Source organism: Gilliamella sp. CG25 (assembly GCF_046635705.1).
Classification (GTDB): Bacteria; Pseudomonadota; Gammaproteobacteria; order Enterobacterales; family Orbaceae; genus Gilliamella; species Gilliamella apicola_I.
Genome location: NZ_JBIDFJ010000009.1, coordinates 138 through 19,881, shown reverse-complemented (window position 1 = coordinate 19,881; position 19,744 = coordinate 138). Strand labels below are relative to the sequence as shown.

At 33.2% G+C, this 19,744-nt stretch carries 16 protein-coding genes; 3 read left to right on the top strand and 13 right to left on the bottom strand.

Annotated elements, in window-relative coordinates; genetic code table 11:
* Positions 1-41: 41 nt before the first annotated feature.
* The 13 genes from ACGH6P_RS08055 to ACGH6P_RS07995 form a co-directional block, all read right to left on the bottom strand.
* Complete coding sequence (locus ACGH6P_RS08055) at positions 42-971, bottom strand: hypothetical protein (protein WP_267351289.1); 930 nt, start codon at positions 969-971, stop codon at positions 42-44.
* An 11-nt stretch (positions 972-982) separates the two neighbouring features.
* The gene (locus tag ACGH6P_RS08050) at positions 983-1,930 is read right to left on the bottom strand and encodes a glycosyltransferase family 8 protein (RefSeq protein WP_267361169.1); all 948 of its coding nucleotides are present in this window, start codon (positions 1,928-1,930) and stop codon (positions 983-985) included.
* 151 nt (positions 1,931-2,081) lie between these two features.
* Complete coding sequence (gene msbA / locus ACGH6P_RS08045) at positions 2,082-3,851, bottom strand: lipid A ABC transporter ATP-binding protein/permease MsbA (RefSeq protein ID WP_267351286.1); 1,770 nt, start codon at positions 3,849-3,851, stop codon at positions 2,082-2,084.
* A gap of 28 nt (positions 3,852-3,879) precedes the next feature.
* On the bottom strand, positions 3,880-5,616 hold the full coding sequence (msbA, locus tag ACGH6P_RS08040; protein ID WP_267361167.1) for a lipid A export permease/ATP-binding protein MsbA: 1,737 nt from the start codon (positions 5,614-5,616) through the stop codon (positions 3,880-3,882).
* 196 nt (positions 5,617-5,812) lie between these two features.
* Positions 5,813-7,291 carry a D-glycero-beta-D-manno-heptose-7-phosphate kinase gene (gene rfaE1 / locus ACGH6P_RS08035; protein WP_267351283.1) on the bottom strand — a complete coding sequence of 493 codons (1,479 nt, stop codon included), beginning with the start codon at positions 7,289-7,291 and terminating at the stop codon, positions 5,813-5,815.
* Positions 7,292-7,311: 20 nt separating this feature from the next.
* Positions 7,312-8,523 (bottom strand): glycosyltransferase family 9 protein, encoded by a 1,212-nt coding sequence (locus ACGH6P_RS08030; RefSeq protein WP_411597214.1) that lies wholly within the window; start codon positions 8,521-8,523, stop codon positions 7,312-7,314.
* A gap of 250 nt (positions 8,524-8,773) precedes the next feature.
* Entirely contained in the window at positions 8,774-9,967 is a 1,194-nt protein-coding gene (locus ACGH6P_RS08025) for a glycosyltransferase family 9 protein (RefSeq protein WP_267351280.1), read from the bottom strand.
* Positions 9,968-10,833: 866 nt separating this feature from the next.
* Complete coding sequence (locus ACGH6P_RS08020; RefSeq protein ID WP_411597213.1) at positions 10,834-11,949, bottom strand: glycosyltransferase family 9 protein; 1,116 nt, start codon at positions 11,947-11,949, stop codon at positions 10,834-10,836.
* A gap of 101 nt (positions 11,950-12,050) precedes the next feature.
* A complete protein-coding gene (locus ACGH6P_RS08015) occupies positions 12,051-13,292 on the bottom strand; it encodes a sigma 54-interacting transcriptional regulator (protein WP_267361163.1) in 1,242 nt (413 codons plus the stop codon).
* Positions 13,273-14,319, bottom strand: a complete 1,047-nt coding sequence (gene nagZ / locus ACGH6P_RS08010; protein ID WP_411597212.1) for a beta-N-acetylhexosaminidase — start codon at positions 14,317-14,319, stop codon at positions 13,273-13,275. Before nagZ ends, ACGH6P_RS08015 begins: the two co-directional genes overlap by 20 nt.
* Positions 14,319-14,942, bottom strand: coding sequence for a hypothetical protein (locus tag ACGH6P_RS08005; protein ID WP_411597211.1), 624 nt, complete (start codon positions 14,940-14,942; stop codon positions 14,319-14,321). Before ACGH6P_RS08005 ends, nagZ begins: the two co-directional genes overlap by 1 nt.
* Before the next feature lie 6 nt (positions 14,943-14,948).
* Positions 14,949-15,296: an HIT domain-containing protein gene (locus tag ACGH6P_RS08000; protein ID WP_267361157.1), complete on the bottom strand. Its 348-nt coding sequence runs from the start codon at positions 15,294-15,296 to the stop codon at positions 14,949-14,951.
* A 150-nt stretch (positions 15,297-15,446) separates the two neighbouring features.
* On the bottom strand, positions 15,447-16,253 hold the full coding sequence (locus ACGH6P_RS07995; protein ID WP_267361155.1) for a sulfite exporter TauE/SafE family protein: 807 nt from the start codon (positions 16,251-16,253) through the stop codon (positions 15,447-15,449).
* A 261-nt stretch (positions 16,254-16,514) separates the two neighbouring features.
* Between ACGH6P_RS07995 and ACGH6P_RS07990 the strand changes: the two genes are divergently transcribed.
* From ACGH6P_RS07990 to ACGH6P_RS07980, 3 genes are all read left to right on the top strand, one after another.
* Entirely contained in the window at positions 16,515-16,934 is a 420-nt protein-coding gene (locus tag ACGH6P_RS07990; protein ID WP_267361153.1) for an OsmC family protein, read from the top strand.
* Between the two features lie 107 nt (positions 16,935-17,041).
* On the top strand, positions 17,042-18,397 hold the full coding sequence (locus ACGH6P_RS07985) for an APC family permease (RefSeq protein WP_411597210.1): 1,356 nt from the start codon (positions 17,042-17,044) through the stop codon (positions 18,395-18,397).
* A 102-nt stretch (positions 18,398-18,499) separates the two neighbouring features.
* Entirely contained in the window at positions 18,500-19,126 is a 627-nt protein-coding gene (locus ACGH6P_RS07980) for a LysE/ArgO family amino acid transporter (protein WP_411597209.1), read from the top strand.
* Positions 19,127-19,744: the final 618 nt, after the last annotated feature.

The window sequence follows — 19,744 nt, the reverse complement described above, 5'->3', positions numbered from 1 at the left end:
ATATTATTGTCATGAAGTTTATATAGCGTAAGCTTACTCAGTTATAATGAATTAAAAACATCGTTATAAGCCTGTTTTTCGAAAATATCCGTATCAAGAGCACTATCTAAAGACATATTTTTAACCTCTACTTTTAACGCTTTCATGACAGAACTTGCGTGCTCAAAAGCAGGGAGAATATTTTTTTCAAAATCAGATGCTAATTGTGAATAGGTGATATTGTCTGGTGTTTCATAAAATCGAGGTAAATGGAAATTATTTAAATCAACACCAGCTAAATAAAGTTGGTTAAAACCTAAGTAAACGGCTATTTGAAGCGCCCAATAAACAACAGTTTTAGCCGGAAATACGCCATTGACAATATTTGTCTCAAAGGCTAACGGCTCATGTTCCCGATGATCATTATGATAGAAGTAAATACTTTTATTTCGGGTAGGATCATTTTCAATTTCAGACAATGTTTGGATTGGTTGATAAGTCAGTTTGAACGCATCTTCAATTAACGCAACTTTACAACAGATGGATTGGTTACCGAAAAGGTTTATGATTTTCACTAAACCATCAACTTGCAAAAATAAGAGAAGATCTGGGTTAGCAATAATTTGTTCTACAATCTCAGGTCGTTGAGAAAAAAAGTGAATATCCGTGATAACGTAAAAATTAAAGTTTATCTTGTCCTTTAGACAATATGAGCCATTTACCCCTAAAGTTAATACCGATGGAGAGTGTTTAAACGTTATTTGATTAATGGATGGCCCAGAAGCAACCATGACTAATTGACCGGTAAAGGCATGTTTTAATGACTTAAGATCGATGATAGGAATCGAGATCCCTTTATAAGCAAAATCGACTATTTGCCCACAATCCCCACGAGAGATTTTGACATGAGGCCAACGTTTACGGTTATGTTTATAACGCTTAGAGTGCGTTAGTCGATAGATTACTTTAAACAATTCATCACTTAATTTCATTTTGATTAACTTTATTTTTTGTTTTTAAGTTTAATATACATAAATGCATATTTTAAGGCTTTTAATACATGACCACTTTTAAAGAATTTTTTTGCATAGACACGGCAATCAGTTGGTCTCATTTTATCTTGATAGCTGTCTAAACAACTATCTCGCCATGGCGTAAAATGTTTATAAAAAAGATACCAATTCTGGGCAGCACCCACATGCTCATGGTACCAAGGTTTTCTCGCTCCCGTAAAATGAATAAAGTAAGGTAAATTTTTTTCAGTTTCAAAAAACTTATCTTTATTTTTTTCGTTAATCCATGTGAATAAGTAGTTCCAACTAGGATCAACGATTAACACATCATTTTGTAATACCATGTTAAGCGCATCTTGATCAGGATAACGCAACTGACCTTTATGCAATAATAAAAGCGTATTTACTTTATCTTCGGTGTTAAAATCATTCCAATTTTTTACATTAATGTATAAAAAACCTGAATTAAAATAATGTGTAGTCGACAAGTTTAATCGTTGAATATTTTTAGAAACGTTTTCATTATTTAATGAATCAATACCGGCCGCACACACGACATTATCGATGTCAATATTATTTATTGCAGATATATCTTTGAAACAAAGGATGTCAGCATCTAAATAGATTAATTTATCCACTTTTCCATTTAATAACCGCGGGACAAGTAGTCGAATAAACATGGAACGATTAAGATGCTTTATCGCATGTTCGTTATCATATTTGTCCAAACATGCTTCAGGTATAGGATAGACGATAATATCTGAGCTTAAACGACTCAATTGATCAATATCGTCTTGTTCGACATCATAAAGAAAAACATGAAATTTTAACGCATTATTCAAATTGTTAAAATAGATTGATTGAATAGCTATCGCTACATATTTTAAGTAATTTTTATCTGAGCAAAAAGCGATGTTAATCGTATTCTGTTTATTCATCTAAATTATTTCCATGATGCACCATTTACTACAAATAATATTTTTAAATTAAATATCTTGCAATTATTCTTTTTACCCTCAAAAATCCAATAGTAGCGACTTTTCCGGTTTGACTAATACAGCTTTTGATTATAGTTTGCGTTCACTTAATTTATTGGAATTGTTTACCTGTATATAAATTAAAGTATATTCCTTTTTTCTCTAATAAAGCTGCGTGATTACCTTGCTCGATAATATGTCCATCATCAATGACTAGAATCTCATCGGCATTTTCAATCGTTGAGAGTCGATGTGCAATCACTAAAGATGTTCGGCCTTTTTGTAATTCATCTAACGCTTTTTGAATGGCACGTTCAGATTCCGTATCTAATGCAGAAGTCGCTTCATCTAAGATTAAAATAGGGTTGTCACGCAATAATGCTCTTGCAATAGCGATCCGCTGGCGTTGACCACCTGATAATAATACGCCACTTTCCCCAACTTTGGTGTCAAAACCTTTTTCAAAATTCATAATAAAATCATAAGCGAAAGCCTTTTTAGCGGCTGCTTCTATTTCAGCTTGTGAATACTGATCAAGTCGACCATATGCAATATTATTGGCAATGGTATCATTAAACAGAAAAACATTTTGCGAAACTAATCCAATTTGGTTTCTTAAACAAAATAGAGTTAAGTCTTGAATGTTATGTCCGTCAATCAATATTTCACCTTCAGAAATATCATAAAAACGTGTCAGTAAATTTGTGATCGTCGTTTTCCCTGAACCCGAACGCCCAACAAAAGCCACGGTTTTTCCTGCCGAAACAGTAAAGCTAATATCTTGGATCGCAAGTTGTTGTCGGGTTTCATAACCAAAACTAACATGCTTAAATTCAATATCCCCTTTTACACGTTCAATGTTAAGTTTACCCGTGTCTTTTTCGACAGGTTGCTCCAAAATGGAAAAGAGTGTTTGACATGCCGCCATACCTTTTTGAAAACTCGCATTCACACTAGTCAAACTTTTAATAGGTTGCATAAGCGCAACTAAGGAAGAAAAAACAACCGTAAACTCACCCGCTGTGATATTTAAATCTGGATTACTTGCCGTTAATAAAACAAAAGCAATTGCAAATGAAATAACTAACTGAACAATTGGGGTAGAGAGCGCTGAAATAGAGACAAGTCTCATACCGTCACGACGAAACTTATTACTTATTTTAACAAAATTGTTCGACTCTTCGTCTTGTGCACCAAATACGATGATCTCACGATGTCCTTTTAACATTTGTTCAACAGACATGGTGACATTACCCATTGAATTTTGCATATTTTTAGCTAATCGTCGGAATTTCACAGAAATAAACGTAATTAAACCAATAACAATGGGAGTAATGATGATCAGTGACAATGATAATTGCCAACTGTTATAAAACATCGTATAAAATAATCCACAAATAAACGCTGATTCCCGAATAATGATAATTAAAGCATCGGATGATGACGAGGCTACCTGATCGGTATCGTAAGTTATACGAGACAATAATCGACCATTCGAATTTTGATCGTAATAACTAACCGGCGCATCGACAAAATGGTTAAATAACCTTTGTCTAATCCGCATGACAATTTTTCCAGAGATAAATGCTAACGAAACCGAATAGCCGTAGTTAGCGATACCTCGTAATAAAACCAACCCAAAAATATAGAGGGGAGCCATAAGTAAAAAACTTTTATCACCATCACTAAACCCTCTATCTAAAAGGGGTTTTAATATTGCAATGAGTGATGTATCGGCAAATGCACTTAAGAAAAGTAATAATACAGAGACAAATAAAATGAGTTTATGCTCAATAATATATGGCCACAGTTTCAAAAACGTTTGCCATGTTGATGAATCTTTATCGAGATCATGCTTTTCTTGTTGATGTTTTTTAGTCATATTGTTCTTCATAAATAAATTAATGATATTACGCATTAAATTGCATTTTATGCATTTGAGAATAAATACCATTCAGCGCTAAAAGTGATTCATGATCGCCATCTTCAACGATTTTTCCCTCATCAATAACTAAAATTCGATCGGCTTTTTCAATGGTTGATAATCGATGAGCAATAATGATAGATGTACGATTTTTTTGCAAAATTTCAATCGCTTCCTGTACCAATCGTTCGGATTCATTATCTAATGCTGAAGTCGCTTCATCTAAAATTAAAATCGGGTTATTACGTAACAGAACTCTGGCAATTGCAATCCGTTGTCGCTGCCCTCCTGATAGCAATACGCCGTTATCACCAATTTCAGTATTAATACCTTGTTCTAATTTGTCAATAAACTCTAAAGCATTTGCTAATTTTGCAGCGTGCATAATGGCTTCTTGAGAATGTTTTCCTTTCTCTCCATAAGCAATATTATCGGCTATTGTTCCATTGAATAAATGCACGCGTTGCGATACATATCCAATCTGGCTTCGTAATGATTTTAATGTGTAATCTTTTATATTAATCGAATCTAACAGAATTTCGCCGTTTGTTACATCATAAAAACGAGGAATTAAACTGGCTATGGTAGATTTACCGGCTCCAGACCGTCCAACTAATGCAACCGTTTGCCCCGCTTTTATCGTAAAACTGATATCATTGAGTGAGGGTGTATTTCGAGTAGGATAAGTATAGGTAACATGTCTAAACTCTATATTACCATTAACTTTATCTTTCTCAATTTTACCTTCATCTTCTTCTAATGGTGAATTTAAGATCCCAAATAATGATTCACAAGCTACCGCACCTTTTTGTAATTCAACATGTAAACTGGTTAATTCACGAAGTGGGCGCATAACCGCAACCATAGCAGAAAATACAACGGTAAAAGATCCAGGCGTGATATCCAAACTTTCACTGGCAACCAGATACAAGATGCCCCCTAAACCTAAAGTTGCAATCAACTGGATGATTGGTGTTGACAATCTTGAAACAAATTCAATTTTTAATACGCCACGTCGCACAGTATCCGTTATCTGGCTAAAATTACGTTTTTCGTAATCCTTGGCATTAAATATTAATACCTCTTTATGACCGTTTAACATTTCATCGGCAGCGGTGGTAATTTCACCCATCCCTTTTTGCATCGATTTAATGGTTTCTCTAAATTTTTTGGCAATAAATTGTGCGATAAAAATGATTAAAGGAACAATGATAAATAGCACTAATGCTAATTTCCAACTACCATAAAACATGACACAACAAAGTCCAATGGCGTAGGTAATTTCTCGAACCAATATAATTAATGCATCAGATGAAGCTTTGGATAAGAGTTGTGTATTGAATGTGATAACTGACACAAGGTCACCCACAGAACTCTTATCATGGAAGCTAACGGGGCTTTTAACAAGATGATTGAAGATTAACTGCCTAAATTTGGTGACAACTTTGCCCGACAACCACGATAGACAGTAGGTCGATGCGTAGTTTGACAATCCTCTTAACAGTATTAAACCAATGATCGATCCAGCAATGATCATCAATAACGAATAATTTTTTCCCATTAAACCATGATCCAATAACGGTTTTGTAAGAGAAATTAGCGTAGCATCAGTAGCGGCATTTAATAGCAATCCAAACACGGCCGCAATTAATGCTTTTTTGTATGGTGCAACAAAAGGCCAAAGCAGTCTAAGTGTTTTCCAAGAGGTATATTTGTCCGACATAAAGTTAATTAAAAATTATCAAAATAATAGGTATTATACTACAAATAACGATGTCTCGTTAGTTTAATAAATGCTTAAAAGAGTCTTAGTTAATTATTCCTACAATAAAACTTCGTTCATTTAAAATAGAATAGAATCTTCGCATCAAAAAAAATGCATATCTACTCGATATGCATTTAGATCACCCAATCGTCGATTATTTTTTACATTTAGCGACTAACTGAGAGGTTGAATAACCTTCTATACGTTCAAGAATAATGGCCTCGCCACCATAACTGACTACTTTTTGCGCTTCAGGCCAATTATCAATGGTGTAGCCTTCTTTCGCAATCACATCAGGTCGAAGTTCTTCCACAATATGGCACGCATTATCTTCACTAAATACGATGACATAATCAACAAATTCGAGTGAAGCCAGTAACGTGGCTCGAGTGTTTTGATCTTGAATAGGTCTATCAGCACCTTTATATTTTTTTATCGAATCGTCTGAGTTCACTCCCACAATGAGAATATCACAAACATTTTTAGCTTGTTGCAAAGAACTTAAATGCCCTAAATGTAACAAATCAAAACAGCCATTTGTAAATCCAATTTTTTTACCTTGTTTTTTTAATTCATCAATAATTGGCTTAGCATCGGATAAACTGATAATTTTATTTGTTCGAGTACACTTAATTTCACATTTTTTTGTCGTTAATTTTGCTTTTAATTCATTAAAAGAAACAGTGGCTGTGCCTAATTTTCCAACCACAATTCCTGATGCAATATTGGCTAATTGCATCGCTTCGGCAATTGGTGCTTTTGCACCTAAAGCAATACCTAATGTGGCTAAAGAGGTATCTCCTGCACCAGAAACATCGAAAACTTCTTTAGCTTCTGTTGGTATTTTGACAATGAAATTTTTATTTTCACATGAAATATAAGCCATTCCATATTCACTTAAGGTCACAATAATATTTTTAATACCATATTGTTTTAAGAAAATATCAGCACCTTGTTTCAATTCATCATCAAATTGTGGACTATCAGGATTGAGTTTAATACCTGTTGCATCAAAAAATTCTTTGATATTTGGCTTAATTAATGTTGCACCACGATACTTAGAATAATCATTACCTTTTGGATCAACAATAACTGGAATATTAAACTTATTACAAAGATTAATAATCATCTGAGTGGTTTCTTGATTAAAAATACCTTTATTGTAATCCGATAACAAAACAATATCGGTCATCTTAATGGCTTGCTTGACTAACTTAGAAAATTTAGGGAGTAATTCAGGTACAAACGGAAGTAGCTTTTCAGCATCAGCACGAAGTAAATGATTATGATTAGCGATGAATCGTGTTTTGATAATAGTTGGATGATTTTTCAATCGATAAAGATGACTATGGCTTCCTGCATTTTTTAAAAGTGAAGTAACAAGCTTACCGTTTGTGTCTAAACCAACAAATCCTAAAAAAGTAGGTTTACAGCCAAGAGACGCTAAATTTGCCGCCACATTACCTGCCCCACCTAACATTACCTCTTCATGATCCAATCTGAAAATGGGTACGGGTGCTTCAGGAGAAATCCGCTCTACCGTTCCATACAAAAAACGATCCAACATAATATCCCCAATGACCGTTACTTTAGTATTTCTAAATCTATCAAGGTAAGAATAAAATTGATTCATATTAATATTTCCAGTTTATGCTATTTCAATATTTTTTTAATTTCTTCGAAAATCGAATTTGGTTTGATACTTTTCATACAGATATGATTGTTGTTTTTATTGATACAATATGATGCCCATTTATTATTTATCCATTCGCATGTTAAAGGACACGCACTGGAAGAAATATTGACATTATCTGAATAACCATAAAAGTCTGCAGAGGTCGGACCAAAAATCACGACTGAAACACCACCTTGTAAAGACTTTCTTAAATGAACCATTCCACCTTCTCCGTCAATATGTAACATGGAATTTTTCAAAATAGCTTTCAACTGATTTAACGTCGTTTTTCCAACTAAGTTTAAATCCGTACCTTTAATTAACTGACATCTATCTGTCGATACACCTAATTGAACAATTTTGTATTCTGGAAACGCTGTTTTTATCAGCCTGACTAATTCATCATAGTATTCAAGCGGATATAATTTTGTGGATTCACTTTGAGGATTTGTCCCATCCACCCCACGATTAAGCGTAATAAACTTTGTATCGGCTAATTTTAGATCTTTTAAAACTTTTTCATCATCAGATAGTGCTGGTAAAAATTTATAATTATTGCGATCAATATTTAAAAAACCATAAATATCTGGCTGTTGCAATCTATTTTGATTATTGATTATAGAATACTGAATACTTAATGAGTCAATTTTAGGTGGATCGTACACAATTTTACCATTTATTCGATAAAATTCTTCATACAATTTAACCAATTTTTTTAATTTCAAATTTACATTTGACGGGAGTAAAACTAAATTATTTTTAACTATTAGTGGAAAACGATCTATTTTAAAATCAAGTAAGTAAGCTACTCGATCTTGATTCCACTCATCTTTATGATAGATATTAAAAACTGATTCCCCAATCAATTCTTTAACTAATTTGGTATTCTTTACGAAAATATCGATAGTTTTAATTTCATCTTTCAAATAATCCAAAAGATAACTACAGTAATTAAGATTAATTAAGATATCACCGATTCCCCCTGTAATGAAAAAAGATAAACGATCTAAGCGATATTCAATTTCATAGGGTTCATTAGTAATCGGATCAAATTTTTGCTTGTTTGATTTAAAGTCAAAAAGTTTACACAAATTCCACCACAACAATTTGATTGCAGCTTTTTTATACTTATTGGAATAAAGTGATTTATATTTGTTAACTTTTTGCTGTAATTTATCAAAATAGTTCATAATTGATTTCTTATTTACTCATATAGTTTCAATATTAAAATATATTTACATTAACCTAGCTTTTGGGCGGGGTATTATACCCTAAAATAAAGGAAAATTTTTAGAAAAATTTCTAATAATTAAAATTATTTTTATAGCAAAAAAACTGAATAAATAAGTAATTATATTTATAACTTGAGTAAACAATCGTGTTATTTAACTATGCTAGTTTAGTCTTTGACCTTTCCAATAAAGCGACTATTGATAATAATTAATTTATACTTTCATCATGCTTTAAAAATTTTTTGACTTGTTCAAAAACAAAATTTGTATCTATAGATTTCATGCAGATATGGTTGTTAAGACTATTGATGCAAGTTTTTGCCCATGTTTCATTTAACCATTCGCAACTAAATGGGCAAGCTTTAGAAGCAATATTAATATTGTCAGCATATCCATAAAAATCGGCAGAGGTAGGCCCAAAAATCACGACAGATACCCCTCCATTTAAAGCCTTTCTTAAATGTACCATTCCCCCTTCACTATCAATATGTAGTACAGAATGCTTAAGTAATACTTTAAGGGCGTCTAATGATGTTTCGCCAACCAAGTTTATATCAACATTATCAATCAGTTGACATCGATCGGTTGATGCGCCTAATTGAACAATTTTATAATTTGGATAATTGATTTTAATAAGATTCACTAAAGCATTATAATTGTGTAAGCTCCACAGTTTAGTGGACTCAATCACATTACCTTGATTATCAACGCCCCTGTTGATAGTGATATATTTACCTGGCTTGAGCCTTAAATTGTTTAATATTCGGTTTTCGTGAAATATTTTAGGGGTATACTTAAAATTACGACTGATATTTAATAAATTAGCAATATCAGGTTGTTGTATTCTTTTATGTCCATTGATAAGCGAAAACTGATTAGTCATGCCGTCCATAAAAGGTAAGTAATCAAAAAAACGGGTATTTTTCTTGTAAAAATCTTTGTAAACGTCAATAAGTTTAAGCAATTTTTTATTTTTGGAATGCTTTGAATAAATGAGATTATTTTCTAAAATTTGTGGGTATCTAACTAATCCTATTTTCAACAGATATTTATCATTTATTGGCTCTAAAACGGGAAAAATATTAAATTCAGCCCCACCATCTAAAGATTTCACCATACCAGCATTATTAACAAAAATATCGATAATAATGTTGTTAGGCTTTAAATATTCTCGTAAATAACAAGCGTAATTAAAACCAATTAAAATATCACCAATACCCCCTGATAAAATTAGGGCTATTTTATTTAGATTTTTCTTAGATATTTTATCTTTACTGGTTTTTAAACTAATTATTTGAACAATGTTCCACCAAATTAATTTAAGCGCAATTTTCTTATCATTAACTTTGTATTTTGTTTTATATTTATTAACTTTTCTCTGTAACTCTTTAAGATAACTCATAATTAATATTACCCCATGTATTAATTTGAATTTTTCCAGCCATTACAATTCGTAATTTAATAAACGCTATCAATTAAATGGGTTGCTACATTACATGCTTACATTAGAACGTTAAAAGCATTGACAATTTACTGCTTTTCTAACTTTCTAATCACTATATTACGTACTATTTTGCAATTGGGTTGAAACATTCAATTATTCGTTTGGTAAAATTAGCTAATATTTTAGTTAAAGGTTTGATATATTTTAATCACGCAAAAAAGGGATACTGATCATACAAGTGCCATTTATCACAAAGCTGATCCCATTTTTTCTATACTGTATCGTTTAACATTATAATATAACGTTTAAAATGAGCTTATCAATCATATGTCAAATAACATCAGTCATGATTAAACACCAAAATCAGTCTTCAAAGCACAACCAAACTTGGAATTTTCTAATGTTATTTAGTTTATAGCCAATTATTTAAAACAAAATGCCTTATTTCAATTATAATTCTTAATTCAACATTCTGTATTTTTTTATGCCAATCTATAGAAATCACACTCTACTAAAGATTTTTAGATTATTTCACGACACAACGATTTTATTGACTCTTAATACTTAAATTTTATTACAGTGTTATATTTAATAATTGATAACTGGTCAACATTATTTTTATAAAAAAGTTAACTAATAATTCCAAACTCAATATTGGATGGCGGTAAGTTTATACTATTAGTCACTGAATTGGGAATGAAAGTTGGTAAATATTGATTTTTGAAGTTCGTTTGTATAAAAATTGATTCATTTACTTAACAATTTCAACCAACATGACCTAAATTTAAACGATTATCGATAGCGTAAATTATCCTACGCTTAAATTACACCAAAGGTCTGAAACTTTTTAATGTTTCTTTAATCTGTTCGATAATCAATTGGATATCTAATTCAGCAATCGGATCACCTGCCTTTGTAATCTTGTTTTGTTGTGTAAATAAAAGTTTAGCGTTCGTGCCGATAGGTGCCCATACTTTATTCAGATTAAAACCCGCATTAAAACGATTATTATAAACGGCTATCAATGGTTTATTATAAGTTGATGCAACATGCACAACTGATGTATCCACACTAATGACTAAATGACATAGCGAAACAAGCGCTGATGCCACAATAAAAGATGGATTTCTATTGAGATAAATATTCGGTAATTCATCAATAGCACAAATTTGCTTCTGTTCCCCAACAATAATGGTAGTACAATTTGTTTGTTGTGATAGAAAAGCGTTAATTCTTTTTATTTGTTCATGTGAAAAACTTTTCGTTTCAGACGATCCAAACGGATTAAAAACAATAATAAATTTATCCGATCCATTACACACTTCGTCAATAAACTTTTTGGCTGTTAATAATTCATCATGATAAATATTGAGATGATATTGAACACAATTATAACTAATTTTCAGAAGATCTAGAATTTTACAGCTTCGTTGAGTGATATGAGCGTTCACCTCGTTAAAAACAATTGAAGTATCATATTGTAAGAATTTAGATTGATTAAACCCTATGGTATGCGTCGGGTCAAAAGATGAGATAAGTTCAACTCTTCTAAGACTATTATCACCTTCATCATAAAGATCAATGGCAAGATCTATCTTGATATTTTTTTCGGTTTTGCAAAATTTTTTTATCTCTTTTTTATTAAAAAAGTAAGCATTATCGACTTCAATAAAACCATTAAATAAAAAGCTTAACCGTTCATCCACAACAACATTCACTTGATAATTTTTCTGTCTTAATTCATTAATAAGAAAAGATGCAACGATTGCATCACCAATACCAAAATCGCACATGACTATTAATAATGAGTGATATTTTTCAGCATCAAAAACGGTTTGATTTAATTTTCGTTTGTTAAGTTGATTTGTTTTAAGATTATTCTTAATCTTTTTAATTAGAAAATTTCTATATCGATTAAGGCGTTTGAAGCATTCAATCATTCTTTATTGTCTCGTCAGTTTTCCATAATAAATAGTTCAACAATTTTGTCTTATAAAACAAATCAATCGTTATTTTTCAATTGGATTTTTTTCAAAATTAATCATCGATTCATACCATAATCCCGTAATTTATTGGCGATTGCCGTATGTGATACGCCTAACCGTTTCGCCAGTTTACGGGAACTTGGATATTTATCGTATAACTGTAATAAAATCTCTTTTTCAAACTGTTTGGTCATTTCATCTAATGTCTTATTTTCGATATTATCAATGCTAGATATTCTTGATGAAGTTTGCACTGGTAACTCAATATCATTGACGGTCAATTTAGTTGATGTCAACTGAGATAGAGCGCAATACAGAATATTTTTTAGTTGTCTTACATTCCCTGGCCATGAGTAGCGGGCTAAATAGTCAAAAACTTCATTATCGACATAAGGAGCAGGTATGCCTTGTTTATCGGCAAATTCATTGACAAACATCATGGTTAGCGGAGCAATGTCTTCTTTGCGTTCGCGTAATGAAGGAAGATGTAATGAAAGCACATTGAGCCGATAATAGAGATCTTTTCTAAATTTTCCTTGTTCGACTAAATCGGCTAAATCAACTTTTGTGGCACAAATAATACGTACATCAACATACACCTCGTTATCATCACCAACCCGACGAAAATAGCCATCATTAATGAAACGTAATAACTTGGTCTGCATTTGAAAAGACATTTCATCAATACCATCAAGTAGAACCGATCCGCCATTAGCCTGTTCAAAAAAACCTTTTTTACTTTCTATTACCCCTGGGTAAGCCCCAGCAGCATGACCGTAAAGTTCGCTTTCAACCACTTCATCTGGCATTGCAGCACAATTTAACGCTAGAAAAGTTTGCTCCCCTCGAGGACTGTATTGATGACAGGCATAAGCAAGCAGATCTTTACCAGTACCTGTTTCTCCCGAAATTAATAACGGTTCACGTTGCATCGAAAACGCTTTAGCTTGGGCAATTAATTTTTGCATGGCATTACTTTGGGTCGCAAAAATGTCAAAAGCCTGACTTGCCACAACATGAATTTTGGATAATCTTTTTTTAAGATATTCTATGGGTTGGATGATAAAAATAGTTTTTGATGTTTCGTTAACTTTTTGCAACAGATAATACTGTGCATTAAGTACAATAATGGTATCATCTAGCTCATCAACACCTTGCGTCTTATCCAGATGAAATATTGCCTGATAGTCAAAAGGTTGTTGTAACGTTAACAAAGTCGATGAAAGTAACGCTTTAGCCTTGTCATTATATGCTATCAGTCGTTTATTATGATCAATTTCAAGGATGGCTATTTGCATTATAATCCGCCCATTTTTCGTTTAGTTTCATCAAATTATTATATCGATTTTGCCAATCAGCTGTTTTGATTAAATCGTCATAGCTAATTTTGTTTTTTGTTAACAGCGATTGCGCTTTGGTTGATCTAAGGGAGTGTTGTTTATCTAAACTTTCCAATTGTTCTAAAATCGCAAAAGTTCCTTGACGGTTATTACACGCTAACAACAGATCACAACCTGCTGCTAATGCATTTTTTGCTCGCTCAGCATAATTTCCCATGACAGATGCACCTTCCATCGATAAATCATCCGAGAAAATGACACCACCAAAATGTAATTGTTGACGAAGCACTGTTTTAAGCCAATAGCTTGAACCGCTCGCTGGTTTATCATCAAACGCTGGATAGATAACATGCGCAGGCATAATTGCATCAAGTTTTTTATCAGCAATTAATCTGGAAAATATCTGCATATCATGTTCAATTAATGATTGATTGCGATGATCAACTGGCGTTTCTTTATGAGAATCAGCAATAACATGACCATGCCCCGGAAAATGTTTACCAGTTGTTTTCATTCCAGCACTATGCATACCATCAATCATTGCTGATGCAATTTGGTATGCGATATCGACATCTTGATGAAACGAACGTGAGCCGATAGCCAAACATTCATGACCTAAATCCAATACGGGCGCATAACTCAAATCAATATCAAAGGCGATTAGTTCCATTGCTAACAACCAACCGGCATCAAAAGCTAAGGATTTTGCTTGTTCAATATCATTCAGCAACGCATACGATTGTGCTGGGGGAATTAATGTAAAACCTTGTCTAAAACGCTGAACTCGTCCCCCTTCATGATCCACTGAAATTAATAATCGTTCTGGGGATACTGAACGAATCTCTTTTATTAATTCTGATAATTGTTCTACATTCTGAAAATTACGGCTAAATAAAATGACGCCTGCAACTAAAGGATTTTGTAACAGCGTTTGATCTTCTTTGGTTAAGGTCGTCCCCTCAAAATCAATTAATAGCGGTCCCATTACTCATTTGCCTCAGTTTGATTATTATCAGTTTGCGTCTTTGGCTGAGCAAAATCTTTTGAAGCTACTCTCTCTAAAATTTCGCCATTTTGGGTAGAAAGTAATTCTATTGAAAGATCAGCAACTGTGCCATTATCATCATTAGGTAATTGATAAAGTGTGGTAAACAATACATATTGCGCATTTATTGATTTAGCTAACCCAATCATTTTTCCTCGAGACACAAATTTATCATCTGAACCAATACCGATTGCTTGTTTAGCTTGATTAATTGATTGCTTATTAACAACAGAAAAAATGAGTTGCTTACTCATTAACTGGTGTAGCGCTTCATCAATTTGATTATTTGCGACAAATTCACCTGTGCGATTTTGTATATCACTGATCAATAATACTCTATTGCCTTCAGGGATTGATGAGGATTGTAGTATTTTAGTAATAAATGGCGATAAAATACTTCGCCAATCTGTTTTTTTAACAATTTGCGGCGGAGTTTCAATAATGCCTATTGGTGAATTGTCAATTGGAGGAGTATCGACTGTTTTTTTAGAATCAAGAAGATGACACCCGACCAATAAACTGACAAATGCAATAAATGCTAATAACCTTATAATTTTTCTCATATTAAATTAACCTATTAATCGCCCCAAATTTTTTCCACCTAATAAATGCATATGAATATGAAAGACTTCTTGTCCCGCATCTTTATTACAATTCATGATTAATCGATAACCACTTTCATCAATTCCTTCTTGTTTAGCAATGTTAGCGGCCACAATCATCATATGTCCAAGTAACTGTTCATCTTGTTCAGTCACATGATTAACAGTTGGAATAAGTTTGTTTGGAATGATTAAAATGTGAGTGGGGGCTTGCGGTGAGATATCTCGAAAAGCGGTCACTTTATCATCTTGAAATACGATATCTGCAGGAATTTCATGTCGGATAATTTTACTAAAAATAGTTTCTTCTGCCATTATATTTTCCTTATATAAAACCCGATAAAAGTTAAATTAGAGAAAGCATAACATATTTTTATTATAAAAGTGTATAGATAACGTTACAATTTACAGAAACAAAAAATCTAAACTAAATTGTTTACCATTTCAAAAAAACAGAGTATAACGCTAAGAAATCATTAATTTTAATGCTAATACCAGTAAGAACATCCCAAACAACTTAATCAGTTTATCCACTGAAATTCTTTGTGCTATTAGTAGGCCCACTTTTGCCATAGGAATACTAGCGAGCATAATGACTAATACAGCAGGAACATAAACAAAACCAACGCAATATTTTGGTAGAGGCATGACATGCCAACCAGAAATGATGTAACCTATCGTGCCAGCTATGGCAACCGGTAGCGTAAAAGCCGCTGATGTGCCGATTGCTTTACGCATACCAATACCGCATTTTTTTAGAAAAGGCACGACTAATACGCCTCCACCTACGCCAACTAAAGCGGCAAAAAGACCAATAACACCGCCCATTGCGATATAAATACTAGTATTCAACTTTACCACTTCAGTAGCGTGATTGTGCACAACTTGACGGGTTTTAAAAACAAATTGACTACCAACATAAATCATGAAAATGACAAAAATCCATTTTAACCAAACACCCGGTATCAAAGGCGTAATGTAGGATCCTCCGATAGTACCAATAATACAACCTAAAACCATTCTTTTTAAAATAGACCACTCGATATTGTGGTTTTTATTATGCATCCAGCTTGAAGACAAACTCGTCCCAATAATTGTTGCTAAAGATGTGGCTATAGCGATATGGTTTGTCCAAACACTATTAACGGTAAAGTGATTGAGTGTAAAAATTAGCGCTGGCACAATCAAAGCGCCCCCACCGATACCAAACATGCCGGCTAACAGACCTGCTGCTGCCCCAATGCAAAGAAACAGAATAAATTCTAGTATCATAAAGCATCCTTTTGTTTTAGTAGCTAACATTAAAATCGAGATCATAAATTCAGATTTTAAATAATATTTCAAATAATCATTTGGTTATACATCGAAATTGTACGGTTTTACAGGGTTAATATTTGACAGACCACCTAAGTTTAACATGACAATGTATTTGGTCATGATCAAATAGTGACAGATGACAAAAAATCGCTTATGTTAATAGAAAATCAATGAATAAAATAAATTTCTAAAAATTAAAATGGTAAGGAGTACATCATGAAAGATCGATTAAAATGGGTTGATGAATTTTGTTTTATGGGCGAAACAGCAAGCGGTCATGCCTTAATCATGGATGGCGGCATTGAACACGGCGGTCGCAATCGTGGTGCTCGTCCAATGGAACTATTACTGCATGGTGCTGCTGGTTGCATGGCTTATGATATTGTCGCTATTTTAAAAACAGCTAAAAAAGATATACGGGATCTGTGGATTGATATCGATAAAACTCAAGCTGATTCTTCCCCTAAAGTTTACACCTCGATTAACTTTCATATTGTCGTCACAGGTAAGAATATTGACAACGAAGCCGTCGAAAAAGCCATAAAACTTGCATCTGAAAAATATTGTAGTGCCTCAATTATGTTAGGTAAAACAGCAAAAATGAGTTACACCTATGAAATAAGAGAGCACCATTAATCGTATAGATCGAAAAGTTATATATAAATAACAAGTTGATCTTAGCTGTATAACCATTCATCCATTAACATATTGAATGTAGGCTTTGATTTTATATGAGAATGGTTATGCCGCAGTTAACAAAGAGTATGCGATTTCGAGATCTGGTCATTCTTGGATTGCTTTTTATTGGACCCGCAGCCCCAGTTGGATTATTTGGGGTATTAGATGCAACGAGTGATGGCGCCACGGCGTTAGTGTATATAGTAGCGACATTAGTTATGGGGTTTACGGCATATTCTTATGCCAGAATGGCAAATGCGTTACCCCATGCCGGATCAGTTTATGCTTACTGTTCAGCGGGAATTCATCCTCATGCTGGTTTTTTAGTCGGTTGGTTATTATTGCTTGATTATTTGTTTATCCCAGCTGTGGCTTATTTATTTAGTGGAATATCCCTCAATGCTCTTATGCCTGATATTCCTGTTTGGCTATGGACGGGTTTAGCGGTTATTGTGACAACAGCACTGAATTTAATAGGGATTAAAAAATCGATTAATATCACTTTAGTTATATTAATTCTTGAAGTCTTAATTTTATTAGCGATTTTAGCGGTGGGAATGTGGGTATTATTAACAAGTGATATTGAACGAGACTGGTTAAGACCATTTACAGGAGGACAATTATTTACTTGGGAAAAATTATTTACAGCGGTATCCATTGCCGTGTTATCGTATTTAGGTTTCGACGCCATCGCAACTTTTTCTGAAGAAAATCGAGGTGAACGCAATTTAGTCAGTCAAGCTATCCTAACTTGTTTATTCATAGCCGGGTTACTGTTTGTTATTCAAATTTATGTCGGTTCATTACTCAGTCCCTACTCTCCCGAATATCTGCAAACGCATACAGAATTACAAGGAAAAGCCTTTTACAATATTGTTAACCAAGAGATAAGTCTATGGCTTGGATGGGCGTTAGGTTTAATGAAAGCAATAGGTGCATCATTTGCTGCCATGGTCGGACAAGCTGCTTCAAGCCGTTTACTGTTTAGTATGGGTCGAGATAAACGCTTACCTGCAATGTTTGCAAAGGTCGGTAAGCAAAGCGGTGTACCTACTATCGCAATTTTATTTGCAGCAATTTTTAATTTAGGCTTGGCAGCGATTGCCGCAATCAGTCCAAAAGGATTGCCAACTTTAATTTCATTTGTTGATGTTGGTGCACTCACTGCATTTATTATGCTACACCTTTCAGTGATCGGCTATTTCAAGTTTAAAAAACAGAATTTCAACTATGGGATTTCTTCTTTTATATTTGATATATGTTTGCCTATTATCGGTATCTTGGTCTTAATACCGGTATTACTGCATATTGATAATCAAGCCAAAATAGTGGGGATTATCTGGTTAACAATAGGCATTGTTGTTCTGATTTTTAAACAAGGAAAATGCCAATTAACGGCATTCACCAAAGCGAATATATAACCTAATCAACTTTAATTTATATCAACGATGCTATAGTGTATTGAATAATAGAATGGAATATATCAAAATAACAATTAAATACATTTAAGGGATTATTACACTATGTTGGCGGAAATATTACGGGGAGCGATGATCTCCGGTAGTCTTATTATTGCTATAGGCGCACAAAATCTATTTGTACTAAAGCAAGGTTTATTAAAAAATCATATATTCTTTGTATCAGCTATCTGTTTTATATGTGATTTTACCTTAATGTCTATTGGCATCATGGGAGTCGGAACATTTATTAGTGCCAATCCTTTTATTACCAATATTCTTGCCATTTTAGGGGCACTTTTTTTAATATGGTATGGATTTAACGCATTAAAAAGTGCGATTAAAGGCACAAGTAGTATGCAAATTGAATCTCAAGATACAAAAAACAATAGTTTACTTAAAGTCGTACTTGCGACTTTAGCTGTGACGTTACTCAATCCACACGTTTATTTAGATACGGTTGTTATTGTTGGAGGAATTGCAGGCACGTTAACCAGTGAGCAGAAAATAGCATTTCTAATTGGTGCTGTTTGTGTTTCATTTATCTGGTTTTTTGGTATTGGTTACGGCGCCAGACTTTTAACCCCCCTATTCAAACAAAAAAGAATGTGGGTCATTTTAGATTGCTTGGTCGGTTTGGTAATGTTTTATATTGCTTATCGATTAATTATGTATGTTTACCAAGGTATTTAATTGACTTAAACCATTAATATACCATTATTGACCAACAAGATCGTTTCAACACTTGTGATCATTATAATGATTGCAAGTTAAGTTGAAATATTTGCAAATCTCGTCAAATTTTATTAGCACACCTGATTAATCCAGCCTTTTTAATCTATAGCATAGTGGTCTTTCATTTTTAACAATGACTATGTTTGTAATGAAAACCTGCACTAATGCGTTTTATTACCTAAATATCTGCAAAATTAAAATCTTTAGCTTATTTTGTTGTTTAGATTAGTGGATTGATAATAAATTCAAATGAAATTTACATATTATGCATATCAAATTCGTTCCAGACGAATTTGTCGAACGCTTGCGTTCTCATCGCTTAGATTTACTTAAATTTATCTTGTTAATTATGTTGAAAAACGAAGAAAGAAAGTGGTGGGTCGTGAGCTTGATTATTCGGCACATCGTGTGCCTCACCCCTTCGGGGCCAACACTTCGTGTTGTTCAAATTCGTTCCAGACGAATTTGTCGAACGCTTGCGTTCTCATCGCTTAGGTTTACTTAAATTTATCTTGTTAATTATGTTGAAAAACGAGGAAAGAAAGTGGTGGGTCGTGAGCTTGATTATTCGGCACT

Coding starts and splice junctions, on each gene's coding strand:
- ACGH6P_RS08055 (WP_267351289.1), bottom strand. CDS start 971: ATGAAATTAAGTGATGAATTGTTTAAAGTAATCTATCGACTAACGCAC.
- ACGH6P_RS08050 (WP_267361169.1), bottom strand. CDS start 1,930: ATGAATAAACAGAATACGATTAACATCGCTTTTTGCTCAGATAAAAAT.
- msbA (WP_267351286.1), bottom strand. CDS start 3,851: ATGACTAAAAAACATCAACAAGAAAAGCATGATCTCGATAAAGATTCA.
- msbA (WP_267361167.1), bottom strand. CDS start 5,616: ATGTCGGACAAATATACCTCTTGGAAAACACTTAGACTGCTTTGGCCT.
- rfaE1 (WP_267351283.1), bottom strand. CDS start 7,291: ATGAATCAATTTTATTCTTACCTTGATAGATTTAGAAATACTAAAGTA.
- ACGH6P_RS08030 (WP_411597214.1), bottom strand. CDS start 8,523: ATGAACTATTTTGATAAATTACAGCAAAAAGTTAACAAATATAAATCA.
- ACGH6P_RS08025 (WP_267351280.1), bottom strand. CDS start 9,967: ATGAGTTATCTTAAAGAGTTACAGAGAAAAGTTAATAAATATAAAACA.
- ACGH6P_RS08020 (WP_411597213.1), bottom strand. CDS start 11,949: ATGATTGAATGCTTCAAACGCCTTAATCGATATAGAAATTTTCTAATT.
- ACGH6P_RS08015 (WP_267361163.1), bottom strand. CDS start 13,292: ATGCAAATAGCCATCCTTGAAATTGATCATAATAAACGACTGATAGCA.
- nagZ (WP_411597212.1), bottom strand. CDS start 14,319: ATGGGACCGCTATTAATTGATTTTGAGGGGACGACCTTAACCAAAGAA.
- ACGH6P_RS08005 (WP_411597211.1), bottom strand. CDS start 14,942: ATGAGAAAAATTATAAGGTTATTAGCATTTATTGCATTTGTCAGTTTA.
- ACGH6P_RS08000 (WP_267361157.1), bottom strand. CDS start 15,296: ATGGCAGAAGAAACTATTTTTAGTAAAATTATCCGACATGAAATTCCT.
- ACGH6P_RS07995 (WP_267361155.1), bottom strand. CDS start 16,253: ATGATACTAGAATTTATTCTGTTTCTTTGCATTGGGGCAGCAGCAGGT.
- ACGH6P_RS07990 (WP_267361153.1), top strand. CDS start 16,515: ATGAAAGATCGATTAAAATGGGTTGATGAATTTTGTTTTATGGGCGAA.
- ACGH6P_RS07985 (WP_411597210.1), top strand. CDS start 17,042: ATGCCGCAGTTAACAAAGAGTATGCGATTTCGAGATCTGGTCATTCTT.
- ACGH6P_RS07980 (WP_411597209.1), top strand. CDS start 18,500: ATGTTGGCGGAAATATTACGGGGAGCGATGATCTCCGGTAGTCTTATT.